Annotated in this window: 14 protein-coding genes; 9 read left to right on the forward strand and 5 right to left on the reverse strand. The window is 48.8% G+C overall.

What is annotated here, in order from left to right; translation table 11 throughout:
* Positions 1–8: 8 nt before the first annotated feature.
* Both TK45_RS03305 and TK45_RS03310 read right to left on the reverse strand, forming a co-directional pair.
* Positions 9–1,928, reverse strand: coding sequence for an ATP-dependent DNA helicase (locus TK45_RS03305; protein WP_131257207.1), 1,920 nt, complete (start codon positions 1,926–1,928; stop codon positions 9–11).
* Positions 1,928–2,785: a sulfite exporter TauE/SafE family protein gene (locus TK45_RS03310; RefSeq protein WP_131257208.1), complete on the reverse strand. Its 858-nt coding sequence runs from the start codon at positions 2,783–2,785 to the stop codon at positions 1,928–1,930. Before TK45_RS03310 ends, TK45_RS03305 begins: the two co-directional genes overlap by 1 nt.
* 145 nt (positions 2,786–2,930) lie before the next feature.
* Here TK45_RS03310 and TK45_RS03315 point away from each other — a divergent pair, with 145 nt between their 5' ends.
* From TK45_RS03315 to TK45_RS03325, 3 genes are all read left to right on the forward strand, one after another.
* Positions 2,931–4,580: an amidohydrolase gene (locus tag TK45_RS03315; RefSeq protein ID WP_131257209.1), complete on the forward strand. Its 1,650-nt coding sequence runs from the start codon at positions 2,931–2,933 to the stop codon at positions 4,578–4,580.
* A gap of 128 nt (positions 4,581–4,708) precedes the next feature.
* Positions 4,709–6,538 (forward strand): diguanylate cyclase domain-containing protein, encoded by a 1,830-nt coding sequence (locus TK45_RS03320; RefSeq protein WP_131257210.1) that lies wholly within the window; start codon positions 4,709–4,711, stop codon positions 6,536–6,538.
* Between the two features lie 86 nt (positions 6,539–6,624).
* Positions 6,625–7,401, forward strand: coding sequence for a dienelactone hydrolase family protein (locus TK45_RS03325; protein WP_131257211.1), 777 nt, complete (start codon positions 6,625–6,627; stop codon positions 7,399–7,401).
* Between the two features lie 64 nt (positions 7,402–7,465).
* On the opposite strand, the gene recA is transcribed toward TK45_RS03325, so the two are convergent.
* Together recA and TK45_RS03335 are read right to left on the reverse strand one after the other, a co-directional pair.
* Positions 7,466–8,509, reverse strand: a complete 1,044-nt coding sequence (gene recA, locus TK45_RS03330) for a recombinase RecA (protein ID WP_131257212.1) — start codon at positions 8,507–8,509, stop codon at positions 7,466–7,468.
* A gap of 150 nt (positions 8,510–8,659) precedes the next feature.
* On the reverse strand, positions 8,660–9,151 hold the full coding sequence (locus tag TK45_RS03335; protein WP_131257213.1) for a CinA family protein: 492 nt from the start codon (positions 9,149–9,151) through the stop codon (positions 8,660–8,662).
* A 32-nt stretch (positions 9,152–9,183) separates the two neighbouring features.
* On the opposite strand from TK45_RS03335, the gene mutS reads away from it, so the two are divergent.
* The 6 genes from mutS to TK45_RS03365 all read left to right on the forward strand — a co-directional run bounded on the left by mutS (position 9,184) and on the right by TK45_RS03365 (position 19,887).
* Positions 9,184–11,757 carry a DNA mismatch repair protein MutS gene (mutS, locus tag TK45_RS03340; protein ID WP_371414250.1) on the forward strand — a complete coding sequence of 858 codons (2,574 nt, stop codon included), beginning with the start codon at positions 9,184–9,186 and terminating at the stop codon, positions 11,755–11,757.
* A gap of 234 nt (positions 11,758–11,991) precedes the next feature.
* Positions 11,992–14,196: an EAL domain-containing protein gene (locus TK45_RS03345; protein WP_131257214.1), complete on the forward strand. Its 2,205-nt coding sequence runs from the start codon at positions 11,992–11,994 to the stop codon at positions 14,194–14,196.
* Complete coding sequence (locus tag TK45_RS03350) at positions 14,175–16,112, forward strand: sensor histidine kinase (RefSeq protein WP_131257215.1); 1,938 nt, start codon at positions 14,175–14,177, stop codon at positions 16,110–16,112. The genes TK45_RS03345 and TK45_RS03350 overlap by 22 nt, the downstream gene beginning before the upstream one ends.
* Positions 16,113–16,235: 123 nt before the next feature.
* Positions 16,236–17,867: a CTP synthase gene (locus tag TK45_RS03355; RefSeq protein WP_131257216.1), complete on the forward strand. Its 1,632-nt coding sequence runs from the start codon at positions 16,236–16,238 to the stop codon at positions 17,865–17,867.
* Between the two features lie 36 nt (positions 17,868–17,903).
* Complete coding sequence (eno, locus tag TK45_RS03360) at positions 17,904–19,196, forward strand: phosphopyruvate hydratase (RefSeq protein ID WP_131257217.1); 1,293 nt, start codon at positions 17,904–17,906, stop codon at positions 19,194–19,196.
* A gap of 49 nt (positions 19,197–19,245) precedes the next feature.
* Positions 19,246–19,887, forward strand: coding sequence for a hypothetical protein (locus tag TK45_RS03365; protein WP_131257218.1), 642 nt, complete (start codon positions 19,246–19,248; stop codon positions 19,885–19,887).
* A 179-nt stretch (positions 19,888–20,066) separates the two neighbouring features.
* Here TK45_RS03365 and TK45_RS03370 read toward each other — a convergent pair whose 3' ends face one another.
* Positions 20,067–20,582 (reverse strand): DUF6622 family protein, encoded by a 516-nt coding sequence (locus TK45_RS03370; RefSeq protein ID WP_131257219.1) that lies wholly within the window; start codon positions 20,580–20,582, stop codon positions 20,067–20,069.
* Positions 20,583–20,622: the final 40 nt, after the last annotated feature.

The raw sequence follows: 20,622 nt of genomic DNA on the forward strand, positions 1-20,622 counted from the left end.
TCAAGATTCTATTTATTCAGGGTGTGTAAAAAGTCACTGACCGTTGCTAAATCCCGGGTTTTCGCCATCGGCGGCAATGACGCCAAAAAGGTCTGCGCGTAGTCTTTGCTAACCAAACGGTTATCGCAAATAACCAGTACCCCTTTATCTGCAGCATCACGGATTAATCTTCCGGCCCCCTGCTTAAGTGCAATCACGGCCTGCGGGATCTGATAATCAAAAAACGCCTTACCGCCACGCTGATTAATGTCCTGTACGCGTGCTTTCAGAATAGGATCGTCTGGCGAAGCAAATGGCAGTTTGTCGATCATAACACAGGTCAAATCATCTCCGGGTACGTCGACGCCCTCCCAGAATGCGCCGGTACCAAGCAGCACCGCATGTTTATCAGCCACAAACGCGTCTAGTAACGCTCGCTTACTCATGCTGCCCTGTACCAGTAACTTATTCGTTACCCTCTCACTGAGCTTTTCAGCTACATCACGTAGGGTGGCGTGACTGGTGAACAATAAAAAGCAGCGCCCCTGGCTGGCTTTGACCAAACTAACGGAAATATCCACCAGTTTTTCTCGCATCGACGGCATATGTGGTTCAGGCAGATAACGGGGTACACACAATAGTGCCTGGTTGGCATAGTCGAATGGACTATCCAGCGCCAGAGTATCCGCATCCGCCAGCCCCATCTGCTCAGTAAAATGTTCAAAGCCTTTGCCCACGGCCAGCGTCGCCGAGGTAAAAATCCAGCTGCGCTTGGGGTCGGCGACAATATCGGCAAACTTATCTGCGATGCTCAGCGGCGTTAAATGCAATACAAGTTGTTTGGGTGTTGTTTCGTACCAGTGCGTAACCCCGGGCTGAGCGGGCTCACTTAGACGCATCAGGCGATCTTTATACTGCAGCGCTCGCTCATACAAGGTATCCAATTCTTTTTCACGGCCTAAATGGATCTTCAGGGTTCTGACAAATCCCTCTAGCGCATCATTAACCCTTGCCAGTTGAGCGGTGATGTCGTCCGCTCGTAACAAGTCCGAACTCGCTCCTTTTTGCGGATTTTCTGGCAGTAATAAACGTAAGTCCGCACTGTGAGCAATCAATTTGTCAGCCACGGCACTAATTTGTGCTGCATCTTTGAGCGTAGTACGGGCGATGGCATCCGCATCCCGGCTCAAATCCACTAATTGGCGGGTGGATACCGCCTCACCGAAATAGTCGCTGGCGATATCCGGAACCTGATGAGCCTCGTCGAAAATGATCACATCAGACTCAGGTACCAGTTCACCAAATCCCGTGTCTTTGAGCGCTAAATCAGCAAAAAATAAGTGATGGTTAACCACCACAATATCTGCCAGTAATGCATTGGCGCGCGCTTTAACCAGATAGCAATCCTCATAATGTGCACATTCGCGCCCCAGACAGTTATCCACCGTAGACGTAACGTAAGGGAGAATGGGCGAGTCTTCGGCCAGCGTTTTAATTTCACCGATATCACCGCTACGTGTTGTGGTTGCCCAGCGCCGTACTTCGGCCAGATCAGCCAACTGTTGTTTGTCCATCAGCTGGGTACCGTTACTGTGTTTCAACAGACGGTAATCACACAGATAATTGGCCCGTCCTTTCAACAATGCGATACGCTTGTGACTGCCCAGCGCATCACGCATTCTCGGCAAATCACGGTGAAACAACTGCTCCTGCAGATTTTTTGTGCCAGTCGATACGATGACTTTTTTGTTTTCTGCTAGTAACGCGGGAACCAAATAAGCGTAGGTCTTGCCGGTCCCGGTACCCGCTTCAACAACCAGCGTAGACTTACGTTTGATGGCTTTTTCTACCGCCAGTGCCATGTCGGTTTGTGCCGCTCTGGGCACAAAACCTGGCAACGTTTCAGTTAACAGCCCGTCTTTGGCGAAAATTTTCTTGATTGATGGCATTAAAGTGTCGCCCAGCCCATAAACGCGATCCAAAACGCAAAAAATAGTTTTAAATAACGGGGAGATATCCAACTCACCACATAACGTGCGAGGGTTCCGCCTATCAGCGCACCGGCCGCTGCGAACAACCACACATTAAACTCGATCGCTTGCGACTCCCATATGTGGTAGGGAATGGCACTCCATACTGAAAATGCTGTAACGATTACTGCGATCGCAATCGACGAAACAATATTGTACCCACGAATAATCAAATAAACGGCTAATAACTCACCCACACCAACAGATAACCAGGCGGTAATTCCCCCACCAATTAACGCAATCAGACTCAGTGCGAAAAAATCGATACGGGTTAACAACAGGAACGGGGCTTTTGATGTCACAACGAACACCGAGGCGAAAATCGCCAGCGCCAATAGCAACGAAAACAGGCCAAATGCCTGATGCAAATTCCCAGGGGCGATGAGGTCGAAAAACTGTACCGCAAGAATCCCCACTATGCTCAGTGGCCCGGTTACCATCAAAACCGTGCGAAATTGTGGGTGCTGCAACGCTGGTGTGGCGCGAACAAAGCTCAACCAACTCACTGCACCTGCACTCATGCCTACACATTGAATAGCGAAACTTGTCGCTACCGAAGACATTTCACTCATGCCTAACTGATTGAAAAACGGAATAAAAATGACTCCACCGCCGGCACCAGTTGAATTAGCAAAAATGGCACCGAAGATCCCCAACAGGCTGAACCCGGCATAATTTTCCACGAGTACAACTGAGCCATCGGCGAAATACACATAACATGCCCAAATAACTAACAGAGCGAAGCGATAGGGATAGCGTACAATCAATTCAGACATCGAATATGGGCGACAAGCAAAACTGGCGCGACGTTACCTTAAATGGGGGCAAAAGTCGAAAGCCGACGTTGGATAACATCGCTAAGGATTACCTTTTACAGCACAAAACGTTACAGTAAATCCATTACCAGCCTTAGGATCAACTATGAAACTCAAGCACTTGCTATGTTTGTCTGTATTCTCTGTCGTCACAAACACGTTCGCCGAGCCAACCATTATTAACAATGTGAACGGCTATCATGTCGTGGGAGATAAACTCCAAACGTTTAGTTCTCTGGCGTTCGAGAACGGTAAGGTACTGGCCACTGGCAACGCTGAGCTTGCGGCAGCCTACAAGAACGCAGTAATTATCGATGGAAACGGCAAGACCCTGTTACCGGGCTTAATTGATGCCCATGGTCATATACTCGGACTGGGTGAATCGTTAATGAAAGTCGATTTGCGTGGTGCGGATACCGAAATGCAAGCCGCGCAACGTGCTCGTGAATACGCGAATCTGAATCCTCAAATAGATTGGATCAGCGGTCGTGGATGGAATCAGGTGTTGTGGCCCGAAAAGCGATTCCCCACTAAACACAGTCTGGATAAGCTCCTGCCTGATAAACCTGTGGTGCTGGAACGGGTAGACGGCCATGCCTTATGGGTTAATAGTAAAGCGCTGGCAGTGGCAGGCATAACAACCACCACCCCTAATCCAGTTGGCGGCGAGATAGTACGCGATGAGGCGGGGTATCCAACCGGCGTTCTCATCGATACCGCGATGGATCTTGTGTTTAATGCCGCACCAGCCGTCACCCATGCCGTGCGTGAAAAACAACTGGTAGCCGCGCGACAGGAACTATTATCTGTCGGAATTACCAGTGCCCATGACGCCGGCATTGACTTTGCCAGCTACGAGTTCTATCGCCAAAAAGCAGACACGCAGCAATTGGGATTGCGTATTTACGCGATGATTTCATCGTTTGACTCGAAGCTGGATGACATGCTTGCTGCCGGTTATGTGCAAAGTGATGATGACACCCTGTGGATCCGCAGCGTGAAAGGATTTGGAGATGGAGCATTAGGTAGCCGTGGCGCTGCCCTGCTGGCAGATTACAGCGACGATCCTGGCAACCGTGGCATTTTGGTCACGCCAGAGGATGCTTTACCGGCTTTATTTGACAAAGTGTTGGGGGCAAATTTTCAGTTAAACTTTCACGCGATTGGTGACCGCAGCAATCGCCTGATTCTGGACAACTTTGCACGGGCCTATCAGCACACGAATGGCCTGACGCTTCGCAACCGAATTGAGCATGCTCAGGTGGTTACCCTCGACGATATTCCCCGCTTTAAACCGCTTAATTTGATCGCCTCAATGCAACCCGTACATGCTACCAGCGATATGAATATGGCGGAGGATAGGTTAGGCAAAGAGCGTCTCAAAGGGGCCTACGCCTGGCAAACCTTCGCCCAACAGGGCACCGTCATCGCTGCGGGCTCAGATTTTCCAGTGGAACTAGCCAATCCGTTTCACGGCTTGCATGCGGCAGTAACCAGACAAAGTCATGCCAATCTACCTGAAGATGGTTGGTTAGCTGCGGAGAAACTCAGTCGCGAGCAGGCTTTTAAGGCGTTTACCCTTGATGCAGCCTATGCCGCGCATCAGGAAGAGATCCTCGGCAATCTCCAGCCAGGTAAGTATGCCGATTTTATCCTGATTGACCGGGATATTTTCACCGTACCCGCCGCACAAATATGGCAAACTCAGGTGTTGCAAACCTGGTTAGCAGGCAAACAGGTATTCACGCAAAATTGATTAGCAAATCGATTAAGAAAGCATTGCAAATATGTAATGCTTTCTTTAGATTCCTGTCTTCAATACGGTGACCTGTGTATTGAACACGCATTACCGTAAGGCGTCACATTTAAGGATGAGGTATATCCTTGCAGTCATTCAAACCACACAGTTTTGTCACTTTTTGCCTATTTTGGGTATTCACGGCCTGCACTTATGCACAACAGATTAGTGAACAGGAATTAATAAACCTGCGTGAAAACATACTCAATAACGCTTACAGCAAAGAACACAGAGTTGCGTTGTTAGATGAGGTTTCCCACGATTCCTTCGATGTGACTAGCTTTAAGCTATTATCCAATTCAGTAAAGATCTTTCGCGAAAAGGTTACCAATCTACCGTCTTTTAGCGATGTAGAACGACACTACCTGATAGATGAATATCCCCAAGCGTATTTTGAGTACCGCTTATATGAATTATGGCTATCGAGACTTCCAATGGAGCAAACTCTGTCGGAGATTGACACTATCTATCAATGGGCGGAAACACATCGAATTTCCAGCCTGGCAAATTTAAGCGTCTATACAAAATACGAGGTGTTATTTGAAAACGGACAATATTCACTGGCCATTTTTGAGCTGCAAAATCATTATCCGCTGTTAATCAGCGAACCAGCTGAAGCATACCACTTCGATTTTTATAGTGACGAAGTTGCCTACAATCTGGGAAAAACTTACCTATTGAGCGGTAACTTTGAAAAAGCACGGGAATATTGCAATCTCGCTATCGATACAGCCCCTGCCAACGTCTCAAGCTACACGGTAAATGCCACGCTGTGTGAAGGTATCGCGCAAATTAAACTCGGGCAGCACAAAGCTGGCGAAGACACTTTGCTTCAGGCTATCCAATTAGCCACAGACATCGACTATAAATACGGTTTACATTTGGCCTATGCCCAATTAGCCGAGCTTTACATTCGTCAGATTGAAAATATAGAAAAAGGCTTAGAATTCAACAGTCTCGCCGCTCAATTCATCAGCGATTATGAAGATAAAAACATTCAGCAATTTAATGTATTAGAAAACTTTGCCTGGGGTTACCTAAACACCAATCCCGATAAAACCTACAACTTTATTCAATCGTTACAGGTTATTATCGAGACACTCCCACCTCTGACAGACTACCAAAACGCATTACTGGAAATAGAAGCGAATTATTACTTCAACACCGGTGATGTTCACGTTGCCTATTCTAAGCTTTCATTGCTGTTACAAAACTTAAAACAGCAGGCAATAACCAGCAACGTTGACGACGTAGAAATACTGCAGTATTTCCTGGAAAAGCGACACAACAAGGTAACATCCGCTAGCTCTAAAGGAGAATCATATCCGCTTGACATAAGCTCAGCAAAGTTACCTCACCTGTCCATTTTGTTGGGGTTAGTAGTGATAACAATACTCCTTACGGCGATGAACATAAATTTAAGAATTCAAAACCGTATCGCGAACAGTAAGGATGCCCTGACGGGTTTATACAATCGAGAGGAATTGATTAAACGCTGTAACAATAGCTTAGCGAAAAATCCTGACGGGTTATCTCTATTGCTCGTCCGGTTGCCCAATATGGCAAAAATTAATACGCAAGTTGGTCTAAACACAGCTGATGCATTGCTAAAAGAGATGGGGCAGTTAATTAATCATCATCAGAATATCCTATTGGCTGGTAGAGTAAGCGGAGCCAGTTTTGCGCTGCTAGTAAAGGGGCCAGAAACACAGTCCAATGATTCACAGCCTGTTAAACAACTCATCGATGCCTTACAAAGCAAACTGGACGCACTGGAAGTAGAACCATCGGATAAATTGCTTACCGCTCACATAGCAAATATTAATGCCCAAAATTTAGAGCACATGTTGGTAAAAGCCGAATATGACAGTGACCATCACTGGCTAACCGAGCCTGTTCAGTTATGGAAGTCTTGAACCATAACTCTCTGAAATTCTAAAATTTAATCTGATTGTGACTACACTGCGTATGACCCACACACATCAATACGCAGGAACTCACAATGAAAAGCACATTTATCAGGATTATTGCACTGTTATCGATGGCTATCGCCACTTCCATTTCCGCCAAAATAGTGGAGCGTGAACTCACTCTCCCCAACCAACTCGGTAGCGCGGTGATGTATTCGCCGGAGAACAACGACGCCATCTCCACCGGGGTGATTGTTGTGCATGAATGGTGGGGGCTAAACGATTACGCCCGAAACCGCGCAAAAATGTTGGCGGAAGCCGGGCATGTTGCCATCGCTGTCGACATGTATGGTGACGGCCAAATCGCCACCCATCCTGAGGACGCTATGGCCTTTATGCAGCAGGCATTCGCCAATGCAGATAAAATGACCGCGCGCTTTAACGCCGCCAAAGGATTTCTAATCAGTAAAGGGATGGTCAATCCAGATAAAATCTATGCGATCGGTTATTGCTTTGGCGGTGCTGTGGTATTAAATCAGGCTCGCCTCGGGAATAATCTGGCTGGGGTGGCCAGTTTCCATGGCAGCCTGGGCACACAGGCTCCCGCCAAAAGCGGTGATATAAAAGCCCGTTTATTGGTGGCAACGGGTGGCTCCGATCCCATGGTGCCAGCTGATCAGGTCAGTGCCTTTGTGCAGGAGATGGCCAGTGCCGGTGTGCAATTTGAATTACTCAATTATCCTGATGCCAAACACAGTTTTACCAACCCAGGCTCTACTGAGGTAGGAAAAAAATTCAATATGCCGCTTGAATATAATCAGCAAGCCGACGAGGCCAGCTGGCAAGCCCTGATGGATTTCATCAAATAATCCAAAGCCCAATTTACACAGGACTCAAACACAAAAAAGGCCGCTATTTGCGGCCTTTTTCTATTTATTCAGCTTGCTCTTGCGGGGCGTCTAACACGACCTCATCGGCTTTAACTGTTTTCTTCAATAGCAATTTGTCACGCAGTTTTTTCTCAATATCCTGAGCCATTGCCACATTTTCTTTAAGGAATTTCACCGCGTTAGCTTTACCCTGGCCAATACGCTCGCCGTTGCAGCTGTACCAGGCACCGGCTTTATCCACAAATTTATGTGCTACGCCCAGGTCAATCAGCTCGGCTTCTTTACTGATCCCTTCGCCGTACATAATCTGGAATTCCGCCTGTTTAAACGGTGGTGCGACTTTGTTTTTAACTACTTTTACGCGGGTTTCGTTACCCACGACCTCTTCGCCTTCCTTCACCGCACCAATTCGGCGGATATCCAAGCGCACGGACGCGTAGAATTTCAACGCATTACCACCGGTTGTTGTTTCCGGGTTACCGAACATCACACCAATCTTCATCCGGATTTGGTTGATGAAAATACACAGGGTGTTAGAACGCTTGATATTACCGGTCAATTTACGCAGCGCCTGCGACATCAGTCGTGCCTGTAAGCCCACGTGTGAATCACCCATTTCGCCTTCTATTTCAGCTTTTGGTGTCAGCGCTGCCACAGAGTCAACAATCACCACGTCGACCGCGCCAGAGCGCACTAACATATCGCAGATTTCTAGTGCCTGTTCGCCCGTATCCGGCTGCGAAACTAACAGTTCTTCCACATTAACGCCCAGTTTTTCAGCGTAAACAGGATCCAACGCGTGTTCCGCATCCACGAACGCACAGGTTTTGCCCTTTTTCTGCGCTTCAGCGATAACTTGCAACGTCAATGTGGTTTTACCACTGGACTCCGGACCGTAGATTTCCACGATTCGACCACACGGCAAGCCACCAATACCCAACGCAATATCAATACTCAAAGAGCCGGTAGAGATAGACTCAATATCCATTGCCTGGTTATCGCCCAGACGCATAATGGTGCCTTTACCAAACTGCTTTTCAATTTGACCTAATGCTGCAGATAGCGCGCGTGATTTATTCTCGTCCATTGTGGCTCCTTGTTGATTGAGCGCGGCAGAAACCCTGCCATACAGTAATTGCGCAAGTATACTGTATAACCATACAGTTACAAGTGTCTGGGATTATTTTTTTAGTTACCAGACTAACCAATTGATTAATATGGATTTAATACATTCAGGTTAGTTTTTGAGGCGTTCAATACACAGTGTTAACGCGTGGTTGATAGTTTGCTCCCGCACCGCAGCGCGATCACCATCAAATTGTTTTCTGTGGCTAATAGTACCATCGGGATGGTGCAAGCCAAACCACACTGTGCCCACCGGTTTTTCAGCACTGCCGCCATCCGGGCCTGCGATTCCCGTTACCGCAATGGCCAGTTCTGCATTGGCCGCCTGCGCCGCCCCGTTTGCCATTTGTTCCGCAACCTGACAAGAGACAGCGCCAAACTGCTTCAAAACTGCATCGTCGACGCCAAGTAATTGCGCTTTGGCTTGATTACTGTAAGTAATAAAACCCCGTTCAAACCAGGCCGAACTTCCCGCTATGGCGGTAATCGCGTATCCTATGCCCCCTCCGGTGCAGGATTCTGCACAACTGATAGTCCAACCGCGGGAAACCAGTAAAGTGCCAAGTTCAGTGGCCAGTGAAACCGTGTGTTGTGATAACGACATATTGATAACTTTAACGAAAAAACGCAGCCATTATGCCGTCGAGTGAATTAAACAAACAAGTCAGCCTGTTCAACGAAGACAATATTGCCAGCCATACGCCCATGATGCAGCAATACCTGTCTATCAAAAAAAATCATGCAAACGTCCTACTGTTTTACCGCATGGGTGACTTTTATGAATTGTTTTACGACGACGCCAAAAAGGCTGCCGAGTTACTGGATATTTCCCTCACCGCCCGGGGCAAATCGGGCGGTAACCCAATCCCCATGGCAGGAGTCCCCTACCATGCAGCAGAAAACTATTTAGCAAGACTGGTTAAGATGGGTGAATCCGTGGCGATTTGTGAGCAAATCGGCGATCCCGCCACCAGCAAAGGCCCGGTTGAACGTCAGGTTGTGCGTATCGTCACACCCGGCACGGTCACAGATGAAGCGCTTTTGGAAGACCGCGTCGATAATGTGCTTGCCGCAGTCGTTAGCTATGAGCAAACGTTTGGATTAGCCACACTGGATATCAGCAGCGGCCGTTTTAGTATTTCTCAGCCGCAAAGTGCCGATGCATTGCAGTCCGAGTTGCAACGTTATCAACCGGCGGAATTGCTTTATCCGGAAGATTTCCCCCATAAAAATCTGATCGACTCCCGTAAGGGCTTGCGTCGTCGTCCCGGTTGGGAATTTGATCTGGCCACTGCCACCGAACAACTCAACAAGCAATTTTGTACCAGTGAGTTATCCGGCTTTGGCGTGCAAGATTGTCCCGTTGGGCTAATGGCAGCCGGAGCGGTGTTGCAGTATGTCAAAGATACCCAGCGCGCAGCTTTACCCCATATCAGTGCCATTCGGAAGGAAAACCTGTCCGATACGGTGTTAATGGATGCGGCCACCCGCCGCAATCTGGAAATCACCCAAAACCTTAGCGGTGGTCGCGAGCACACTTTGTTGTCGGTACTGGATAAAACCGTCACACCAATGGGAAGTCGCCTGTTACAGCGATGGTTACATCGCCCGTTAACCGACACTCACCAACTGGTTCAGCGTCAGGATTGTATAGCAACCTTGCAGGCTCAGGATTTCACAGAGCTGACCGGCTATTTAAAGCATATGGGTGATATGGAACGGATTCTGGGACGTATCGCCCTGCGTAGCGCCCGTCCCCGCGACTTCGCCCGCCTGCGCCATGGCTTCGCTCAATTACCCGCGATCTCTGGTTTTATTAAGGTGAGTGATTGTCCTGCGCTGACCCGCTTAAATCTGGCGCTGGGCGATTTTCAGCCACTGGCAACACTGCTTAACGAGGCGATTATCGACAATCCACCGGTGCTGATCCGTGACGGCGGCGTGATAGCTCCCGGGTATAACGCGGAGTTAGATGAATTGCGTGATCTGGCCCAAGGCGCTACCGATTATATCACCCGATTAGAGACCCGCGAGCGCGAGCGCACCGGAATCAGTACGCTTAAAGTGGGTTACAACAAAGTACACGGCTTTTATATCGATATCAGTCGTGCCAATTCCGGATTGGTCCCTGACGACTATATCCGCCGGCAAACCCTGAAAAATAACGAGCGTTACATCATTCCTGAGCTAAAAGCCCATGAAGATAAAGTACTCACCAGTCAAAGCCGCGCGCTGGCATTAGAAAAACAATTGTACGACGCACTATTTGAGCCGTTTATTCAACAACTCTCGGCTCTGCAGGAATGCGCCGCCGCAGTGGCTGAACTGGACGTACTAACCTGTTTGGCAGAACGTGCCGAGAGCCTGAATTATCAGCGTCCAAAATTCAGTGACCAAATTGGTATCCGTTATCAGGGTGGCCGCCACCCTGTAGTGGAAAACGTGATGCACACGCCGTTTATCGCCAATCCTCTTCTGTTGGATAGCAAGCGACGTATGCTGATTATTACCGGCCCCAATATGGGCGGTAAGTCTACCTACATGCGTCAAACCGCGTTAATTGTATTACTGGCGCACATTGGCAGCTTTGTACCAGCCGAAGAATGTGTGCTCGGGCCAGTAGACAGAATTTTTACCCGCATTGGCGCCTCAGATGATCTGGCATCCGGCCGCTCAACCTTTATGGTGGAAATGACCGAAACCGCCAATATCTTGCATAACGCCACCGCCCACAGCCTGGTGTTAATGGATGAAATTGGCCGGGGTACCAGTACCTATGATGGCCTGTCGCTGGCATGGGCATGTGCACATTATTTATCTGAGCAGATTTGTGCCCTGACCCTGTTTGCCACTCACTATTTCGAACTCACGCAACTGCCAGAGCAACGAGACGACATTGCCAATGTACACTTCGATGCCGTCGAATTTGAGGATACCGTGAGTTTTATGCACGCCGTACAGGGTGGCCCGGCAAGCCGCAGTTTTGGATTACAGGTTGCGCAGTTGGCCGGTGTGCCCCGCGCCGTAATTCAGCAAGCCAAACATAAGTTACAGCAACTGGAGTCCGACAAACCCTCCTCCGCACAATCTATCCCCCAAGCTGTCGTGCAGACGATAGACCCTTTGCGTGAAAAAATGCACAGCATTCAGCCAGATAAGCTCACCCCGTTGCAGGCGCTAGAGCTTTTGTACGCCTTAAAGAAATTGTAAAAAACCGGCCCACAGATGTGGGCTTTTTGCATTTTTCGGCTATCTTAAATTTTCGGCACGTGGAAATATTGATGTCCGATTATTGACAATTACACTTACAACAGATGTTCGTGTTTGTTTCGGAGTATTATGCAAATCACCCACGTCTGTTACCACGCCGTTGTCCGCTGTGTGTAACAAGAACTGGCATGTAATTTACCGTGCTGAAGCAGATGTATACATTACGGATGAGTTATGACACACGATGAATTTGAATTTATGGAAGAGCCGGTTGCACATCATAGTGATGTGGACAAAGCAGATGTCTGGACCATTCTAAGTGTTGAGGATAATCCGGCCTACCAACAATCGTTAAATTTCGCCTTGTCGGATTTGCGTTACCGAGGCAAAAAGCTGCAAGTTCTGAATGCCAATAGCCGCACGTCGGCTGCCACCATGATCTCCCAGCACCCTGAAATATGCATCATCCTGCTTGATGTAGTGATGGAAGAGGACGACTCGGGTCTGCGACTGGTCAATACCATTCGTGAAGTCCTTGGCAATAAAATGGTGCGTATTGTGCTGCTTACCGGTCAGCCCGGCATGGCACCGCGGCAAAATATCATGGAAGACTATGATATTGACGACTACTGGGTAAAATCCAAGCTCAACAAAGAAAACCTGCAAACCATCGTTTACTCCAATATTCGTACCTGGCTGCATCTCAGAATGCTTGATGAGGCCCAGCGTGGCCTGCAACTAATAATCGAAGCCAGCCAGCAATTGGATCAATGTCGTGAATTACCGGTGTTTTCCGATCACGTTCTGGCGACGCTGGGTGGCTTAATCGGCGCCGCCGAAGGCGGCATTATTTGCGCTCGCCAGTCGGAACAGGATGAATACACCACTGGTAAAATTCTCGCCGCCAGTGGCAAATTCAGCAAACTGAAAAAGCAGCAATTGGATGCCATTGAACCCGAGTTACATGCGCAATTCGAACAGCTCTGGCAGGCTAAACAACATATATTCGAAGACAACCGTAGCCTGCTATATTTCCCGAGCACCGAATTTACCGGTGAAGCCTACCTGTGCATGGTTTGCAGTGAAAAGCCCCTGACTGACCAGCAAATCTATATGCTGCAAATCTTCAGTGAGAACGTGCAGTCAAACTTTAAAAACATCGCGCTGTTTAACCGTCTGAGCGAACTGGCCTACATGGATCCCTTACTCGGCGTATTCAACCGCAACCGCCTGCAACGGGAACTCAATGTATTAAGCAGTCGCCACTGGTATGCCAGTGAGTTAATTGTTTGTAGTCTGGAAGATTTCCCCAGCCTGTATCTGACTTTTGGCCGCGATTTTATCAACCGCTGCGTCAGCGCTGTGTATACCATGCTCAGTGATAACCTGCCCGGCCTGATGATCAGTGCGCGCATCGGGCAAGACCGGCTCGCATTGTTAACCAATAACACCATTAGTATCGAGTTACCGGAACAACTGTCGTTTCAGGCTGTGCCAGTAGATGGCATCGACCATCGTCTGCCACTGAGATTCGGTGTCGTTCGATTGTCATCCGTTTCCATCAATAATGGTGAGGCAGCAATCCATGCCGCTGAGCATGCGCTAGAGTTAGCGCGTAAGCTCAATCAAACTACCTACTACTTTGACAGCGAGGTGGAGCAACATGCCGCACAGCGGGTAACGCAGCTAACCAAGTTACGTCAGGCCATTGCCAACCGGGATTTTCACATAGCCCTGCAACCCAAGATCGAATTTGCCACCAACAAGTTGGCCGGCTTTGAAGCGCTGGCACGCTGGACTGATAGCGAAGGTAAAATGAACCCACCAGATCAGTTTATTGGCTTAGCCGAACAAGCAGGTATTATTGAGTTGCTGGATATTCAGATTGTTGAATTGGCGTTCGCTGCGATCATTCGGTTGCAACAAGAAGGCATCAATGTACCGGTCGCGATTAATGTGTCGATTCGCGACTTAGCCAGTAAGCACTATGTAGAACAGCTAAAGCAGTTTCCGCAAAAATTCGACGTTTCTCCCACTTTCATCGAGCTGGAGATAACAGAAACCGAAGCGATGAAGCACTACGATCAGTTCATTAAGGTGTTGTCCGAGCTTAAAAACCTCGGCTACCGCGTGGCCATCGACGACTTTGGTACCGGCTATTCATCGTTGGCACACATTACAGAATTACCTGCCGAAGTGCTGAAGATAGACGGTAGTTTCGTGCGCAATATTGGCAAAACCAACAGTGCCAATCATGTGATTGAGATGATCATGCGCCTGGGCAACCGCTTTAACTTTGAAGTGGTAGCTGAAGGCGTAGAAACTGAAGAACAAAAGCAGTTGCTCAGAGAAATGGGATGCCATATCGGTCAGGGATATTTGTTTGCACGCCCTATGCCATTAGATGACGTGATTAAATGGTCGAAAACAAATACCTGATTCTGGGTAATCTGCCGGCCGAAACCATCCCACATGATTTAATATTTTGGCAGGCGCTGGCAAGGCGCCTGTTACTCTTTATTCCATTACTTATTTTGTGTGGTCTGCTCGGCTATCAGTTTTTATTTGATTTACGTTTGTCGCGCATTGAGGAGCAAATGCAGGGGGAATCCACCCTGTTTATTGCCAAGCTCAGTCAACGACTGGGTGCCCACATCGACGTTACCAAACTGTTGTATGCCGATTTGGCCAGACGAAACCAAAACCGCAGCCTGCCAATTGAGGCAAACTCGCCCATGATGGTAGAACTGTTTCGTGAATTTTTAACCGCCAATTCCAATATGTATCAACTGCGTTGGCTGGATGACAACGGACAGGAACGCATCAAACTCATTAAACACAATAAGCAGATTTTGGTAATCCCTGAAGACAAACTGGTCGACAAAGGACACCGTGATTATTTTCAGGCCGCAAAAGACATTGGGCTGGGCAACGTCTATCTGTCACAAATTAACTTGAATGTAGAATATGGCCAGGTCGAACTGCCGTTTCGGATTACCGTCAGAACCATTATGCGTACTGAGTTTGACGGCATGCAGCCAGGCTATTTGGTTGCTAATTTTCAGTTGAACTCGCTGCTGGATACCTTCCGCCACGGTGCTTCAGAACAATTTCAACTGTTTGTCGCTGACGCAACCGGCAACTGGTTGTTGCATCCTGAGCCCACCAAGGAATGGGGCAACCAGTTAAATCACCCTGAATACAATATCAGCAATGCCTACACTGAGTTGTGGCAAACCATACAATCCGGTGAGCGCATTGGCAGCGTCAACACCAACGGCAGATTATGGCGCTATATGTCGCTGGAAACCGAGTTAAATAACATCGCCGGTGCGTACGAAAAAAACTTTTTCGTTGTGACGGCCTTATCTTCCGGCACCTTGAACGACATACGACTGCGCACGTTGGTTATTATCATACCCGTGATGTTGCTACTGATAAGCTACATTGTCTGGGCCAAATACCGCATTGTGACCGACCAGCTGATTGCCCATAAGCTTTATGTGGACCTGCAAAAGCAACGACAACAGCTCCAGCATTCAAATCAGGAACTGGCAACCAATTTGGAAACCCAGCGTTTGATGCAGGATGAATTGGTTGAGACCCGAAAATTGTCCTCTTTAGGCATGATGGTGGCCGGTGTTGCCCACGAGTTAAATACCCCAATAGGAGCCACATTAATTACCATCACCACCTTAGAGCAACGCTTAAGTGCAATGGATGAGCTGGTGCGCACCGGGCTGACAAAAAGCGCACTAGAGGAGTATTTGCAAGGCAATCGTCAGGGCTTTGAATTGACTTTGCGTAACCTGCAACGCTGCGCAGAGATATTGCAAAGCTTTAAACGCCTGGCTATTGACCGTGCCACGTTAACCCTTGAAACCTTTGCTCTTGCCGATAATCTCAGAGATTTACTCCTGAGTATCACGCCAAAAATCAAACGCCGGGGGGTTAGCGTGCAGGTAGATATCGGCGCCGATATCATCCTCACCAGTTACCCCGGGATTATCTCGCAGGTGTTACAAAACTTGATCGATAACGCCATCGACCACGGTTTCCCAATCGGGGTTAACAACCCGATCTTAAAGATTTCGGCCACCAAACAGCAAGGCAAGATTAACATTGAATTATGTGACAACGGCGTCGGTATTGATGACGAGGTGCGTGAAACCCTGTTTGATCCCTTTGTTACCACCGGGCGCAGCGAGGGCAATACCGGTCTTGGGTTACACCTGGTGCACAATTGGGTGACACAGATGCTTAAAGGCAAAATTAGCGTAACCAGCAGCGATCATGGTACCTGCTTTAGCGTGGAAATTCCGGAAAAGCTGGTTGTCGAGGAGCAGCAAAACTAACGTGGAATAGCGTATTTTTCATGTACAGCGCAGCCATGTTCCCTTATACTGATCTCCCATCTTGATGTCGTAAAACGTTGCCCGCTAACGTTTTCCTGTTAACTTCTACGCCTTAGGTTTCGCATGACTAATTACATCTTCGTCACAGGTGGTGTTGTTTCATCGTTGGGGAAAGGAATTGCTGCTGCATCACTGGCAGCCATCCTCGAAGCACGCGGTCTCAAAGTCACCATGCTCAAGCTCGACCCTTACATCAATGTGGATCCCGGCACCATGAGTCCGATTCAGCATGGTGAAGTGTTTGTAACCGACGACGGTGCCGAAACCGATTTGGACTTAGGCCACTACGAGCGCTTTATTCGCACCCGTATGTCCAAGCGCAATAACTTCACGACGGGTAAGGTCTATGAAGAAGTGCTGCGCCGCGAGCGCCGCGGCGACTATCTGGGTGCCACTATTCAGGTTATTCCGCATATCACCAACGAAATCAAACGTCGCGTGATTGACGGTGCCGAAGGCAATGACATTGCCATCGTAGAAGTGGGTGGCACTGTGGGTGATATTGAATCACAACCGTTTTTAGAAGCCATTCGCCAGTTAGGTACTGAACTGGGCCGTGAGCGCGCCATGTTTATGCACCTGACACTGGTACCCTATCTGGCAGCCAGCGGTGAGACCAAAACCAAGCCGACCCAACATTCAGTAAAAGAATTACGCTCTATCGGTATCCAGCCAGATATTCTGGTGTGCCGTTCAGAAGTCGCCCTGCCCGCCGGCGAACGTTCCAAAATCGCGTTATTTACCAATGTGCCGGACAAAGCGGTTATTTCCCTGCGTGACGTAGACAGCATCTATAAAATTCCGGCGGCGCTTAAAGCCCAGGGTATGGATGAGCTGGTGGTGAAACGTTTTGGCATCGACTGTCCGGAAGCCGACCTGAGCGAATGGGAGCAGGTTCTGTATGCCGAGTCGAATCCCAACTTTGAAGTCACCATTGGTATGGTGGGCAAATATGTAGCTCTGCCGGACGCCTACAAATCAGTCAACGAAGCATTAAAGCATGCAGGCCTGAAAAATCGTCTGGCGGTGAATATCAAATATATCGACTCTCAGGATATTGAGAGTAAAGGCACTCAACTGCTGGAAGGCCTGGACGCTGTTTTGGTCCCCGGTGGTTTTGGAGAGCGTGGTATTGAAGGCAAAATTCTTGCTGCCCAATATGCCCGTGAAAATAACGTACCCTACTTAGGCATTTGTCTAGGTATGCAAGTCGCCTTGATTGAATTCGCCCGAAATGTGGCTGGCATGCCAGAAGCAAACAGTACCGAATTCAATCCCGCTACACCTTACCCAGTGGTTGGTTTGATTACCGAATGGCTGGATGCCGATGGCAGTAAGGAAACCCGTAGCGAGCGTTCCGATTTAGGCGGAACGATGCGACTGGGCAGCCAGCTGTGCCACTTAATTTCAGGCAGTAAAGTTCACCAATTGTATGGCGAGGACAGCATCTATGAACGTCACCGTCATCGTTACGAAGTGAACAATAATCTGCGACCGCAAATAGAACAGGCGGGCATGAAAGTTACTGGTCTGTCGACCGACAAAAAACTGGTAGAGATTGTCGAAATCGATAATCATCCGTGGTTTGTCGCCGCACAGTTCCACCCGGAGTTCACCTCTACCCCACGCGATGGTCACCCATTGTTTGAAGGGTTTGTGAAAGCCGCTGGGGATTTTCATAAGCAACATAACTAATTTAATTTCAACAAGTAACAAACAAGAGGGTACAGCATGTCTAGCATTGCTAAGATTATCGGCCGTGAAGTACTGGACTCACGGGGTAATCCTACTGTCGAAGCCGACGTATTTTTAACTTGCGGTGCATTTGGCCGCGCTTGTGCACCCAGTGGTGCATCAACCGGTACCCGCGAAGCGCTGGAACTGCGTGACGGTGATAAAGCTCGTTATCTGGGTAAAGGCGTACTCAAAGCGGTATCCGCGGTGAATAACGAGATTCAGCAAGCCTTACTGGGCCAAAATGCGCTGGAGCAAGCCAATATCGACCAAATCATGATTGATTTGGATGGCACTGAGAACAAAGAAAAGTTTGGTGCTAACGCGATTCTGGCTGTGTCATTGGCTACCGCAAAAGCGGCCGCCATGCACAAAGGCGTGCCTTTGTATCAGCACATTGCCGATCTGAATGGCACTCCGGGACAATACAGCCTGCCCGTGCCGATGATGAATATCATCAACGGTGGTGAGCACGCCGACAACAACGTAGATATTCAGGAATTTATGGTGCAACCAGTCGGCGCAAAGAGTTTCTCTGAAGCGCTGCGAATGGGTGCGGAAATCTTCCATAACCTGAAAAAAGTACTCAGCGCCAAAGGCCTGAATACTGCCGTGGGTGATGAAGGTGGCTTTGCTCCTAACCTGTCATCCAACGAGGAAGCACTGGCCGTTATCGTTGAAGCGGTTGAGAAAGCTGGCTACGTGATGGATAAAGATATCACTCTGGCGCTGGACTGTGCTGCTTCTGAGTTCTACAAAAACGGTAAATATGACCTGTCAGGTGAAGGCAAAGTCTTCGACTCTGAAGGTTTCGGTGATTTCCTCGCTGATCTGAGCAGCAAGTATCCTATCGTGTCTATCGAAGACGGTCTGGACGAAAGCGATTGGGACGGCTGGGCTAGCCTGACCAAGAAGATTGGCGAGCGCGTGCAACTGGTCGGTGATGATCTGTTTGTGACCAACACCAAAATCCTTAAGCGTGGTATCGATAACGGCATAGCCAACTCTATCCTGATCAAGTTCAACCAAATCGGTTCACTGACGGAAACACTGGCGGCGATCAAGATGGCAAAAGATGCCGGTTACACCGCGGTTATTTCACACCGTAGTGGTGAAACGGAAGATGCCACCATTGCTGATTTGGCAGTGGGTACCGCTGCAGGCCAGATCAAAACTGGTTCACTGTGCCGCTCTGACCGCGTTGCCAAATACAACCAATTACTGCGCATCGAGCAGGAGCTGGGTGAAAAAGCAATTTATAACGGTCGTAGCGAGATCAAAGGCCAATAATCGGTTACAGTAAAGGGCGCAGCAGCGCCCTTTTTATTGTTGAGTAACCATGCAGCATACACAGACCGACATTTTCAGCGCAGACCATCAGGCACTTCACTTTGCTGAATTGTGCAATGCGTTGTATGAGCGGGAACTCAGCCAACTGGCCAATTCGTCATTGAGTCAGGCCAGCTTACTCAAACGCCGCTTGTCCGGCCTGAGTCACCATATAAAATCCGCCGCACGCTTCTTAACCAGCCACAACACACCGCTTGAGGTGGACTTTCACAACGCCAGTTGGCAGGCCAAACAAGCGCCCAAGGCGTTTTCCGCCAAACAGGATGGCGAAAAATGTCGTCAATGGGTGCGCCAGTGCCAGATCGGCATGCCACTGGTAGTTGCCGTGATTGAACACGGTCAGGAAAGTCTCGAGCTGGACTCTATCGACCGTATCGATAGCGAACAACCGCGTATTCATTTGAATAAACACGGCTGGTTTAATCTGACCGGCGAATGGCAGCAAACGGGTCAGGTAGAAAAACGATGGCTGTTGCCGGATAAAGCCAGCTACACCGCCGCCTGTTGTGGGCATACCTGGACACACAAGGGTAAAGGCCAACCACGTGCGTTAACCTTGCGAGAGCTGTTATTGTCGACCCGGATTAACTGGAAGAATCCGAAAGTGGCACTCACGACGCATAGTCGATAAATTTTCCTATTCGTAGACCTGGTAAAGCCAAATCCAGCTTTTGACCTCCCGTTATTATTCACTACCCACCTTGATGACAACGCTTTTAGACAGACCCAAAAGGGGCCGCCCCTATCGGGAGGGGGCGAAAACCGACATGATGCCGTATCAGGACCGGAACATTTACTCAAAGTAAGATACTAGTGGTCTATCGCCATGGACTCCTCACTGCGATATTTCACCTTCAGCACCCGGATGGCACGGGTAAAAAACGTGCCAGTCAACACCCCGTATAACCCGGCGAGCCCAAGCACCAGATTCAGGTTGTTAAATACCTCCGGATGAATGCTGGAAACGACCCCGACAGCATACTTGGTAAAAAATATCGCCATAATAAACACCGACGGCCACCAGCTGCCTGGCACATGGAAGGAGCCCGTCGCCTGTTGATATTTGGCAGAGGAGGAAGGAAAAAGCTTAAGACCCGACAAAGTGCACACACTGGCACCAAACACCCAATACAGCATAACTGCGAAGGAATAGCCGAAACTGGACGTGACGCCGAAAAACGATAACAGCAACATACCTGCAGGCAAGATAAACAGCACAGGTTGTTTAACCAGACGCGAGCGGCTTTGCTGCCAGCCCAGCAGGGTTAAGCCTATAAACAAGCCATACACCCAGATTGGCGTATGCAGCAGAATTTCAACAATCATCCAGAGTCCTTGTGTTTACGATGACATCAGCATCAACTGT

Source organism: Bowmanella sp. JS7-9 (assembly GCF_004329715.1).
GTDB classification, from domain to species: domain Bacteria; phylum Pseudomonadota; class Gammaproteobacteria; order Enterobacterales; family Alteromonadaceae; genus Pseudobowmanella; species Pseudobowmanella zhangzhouensis.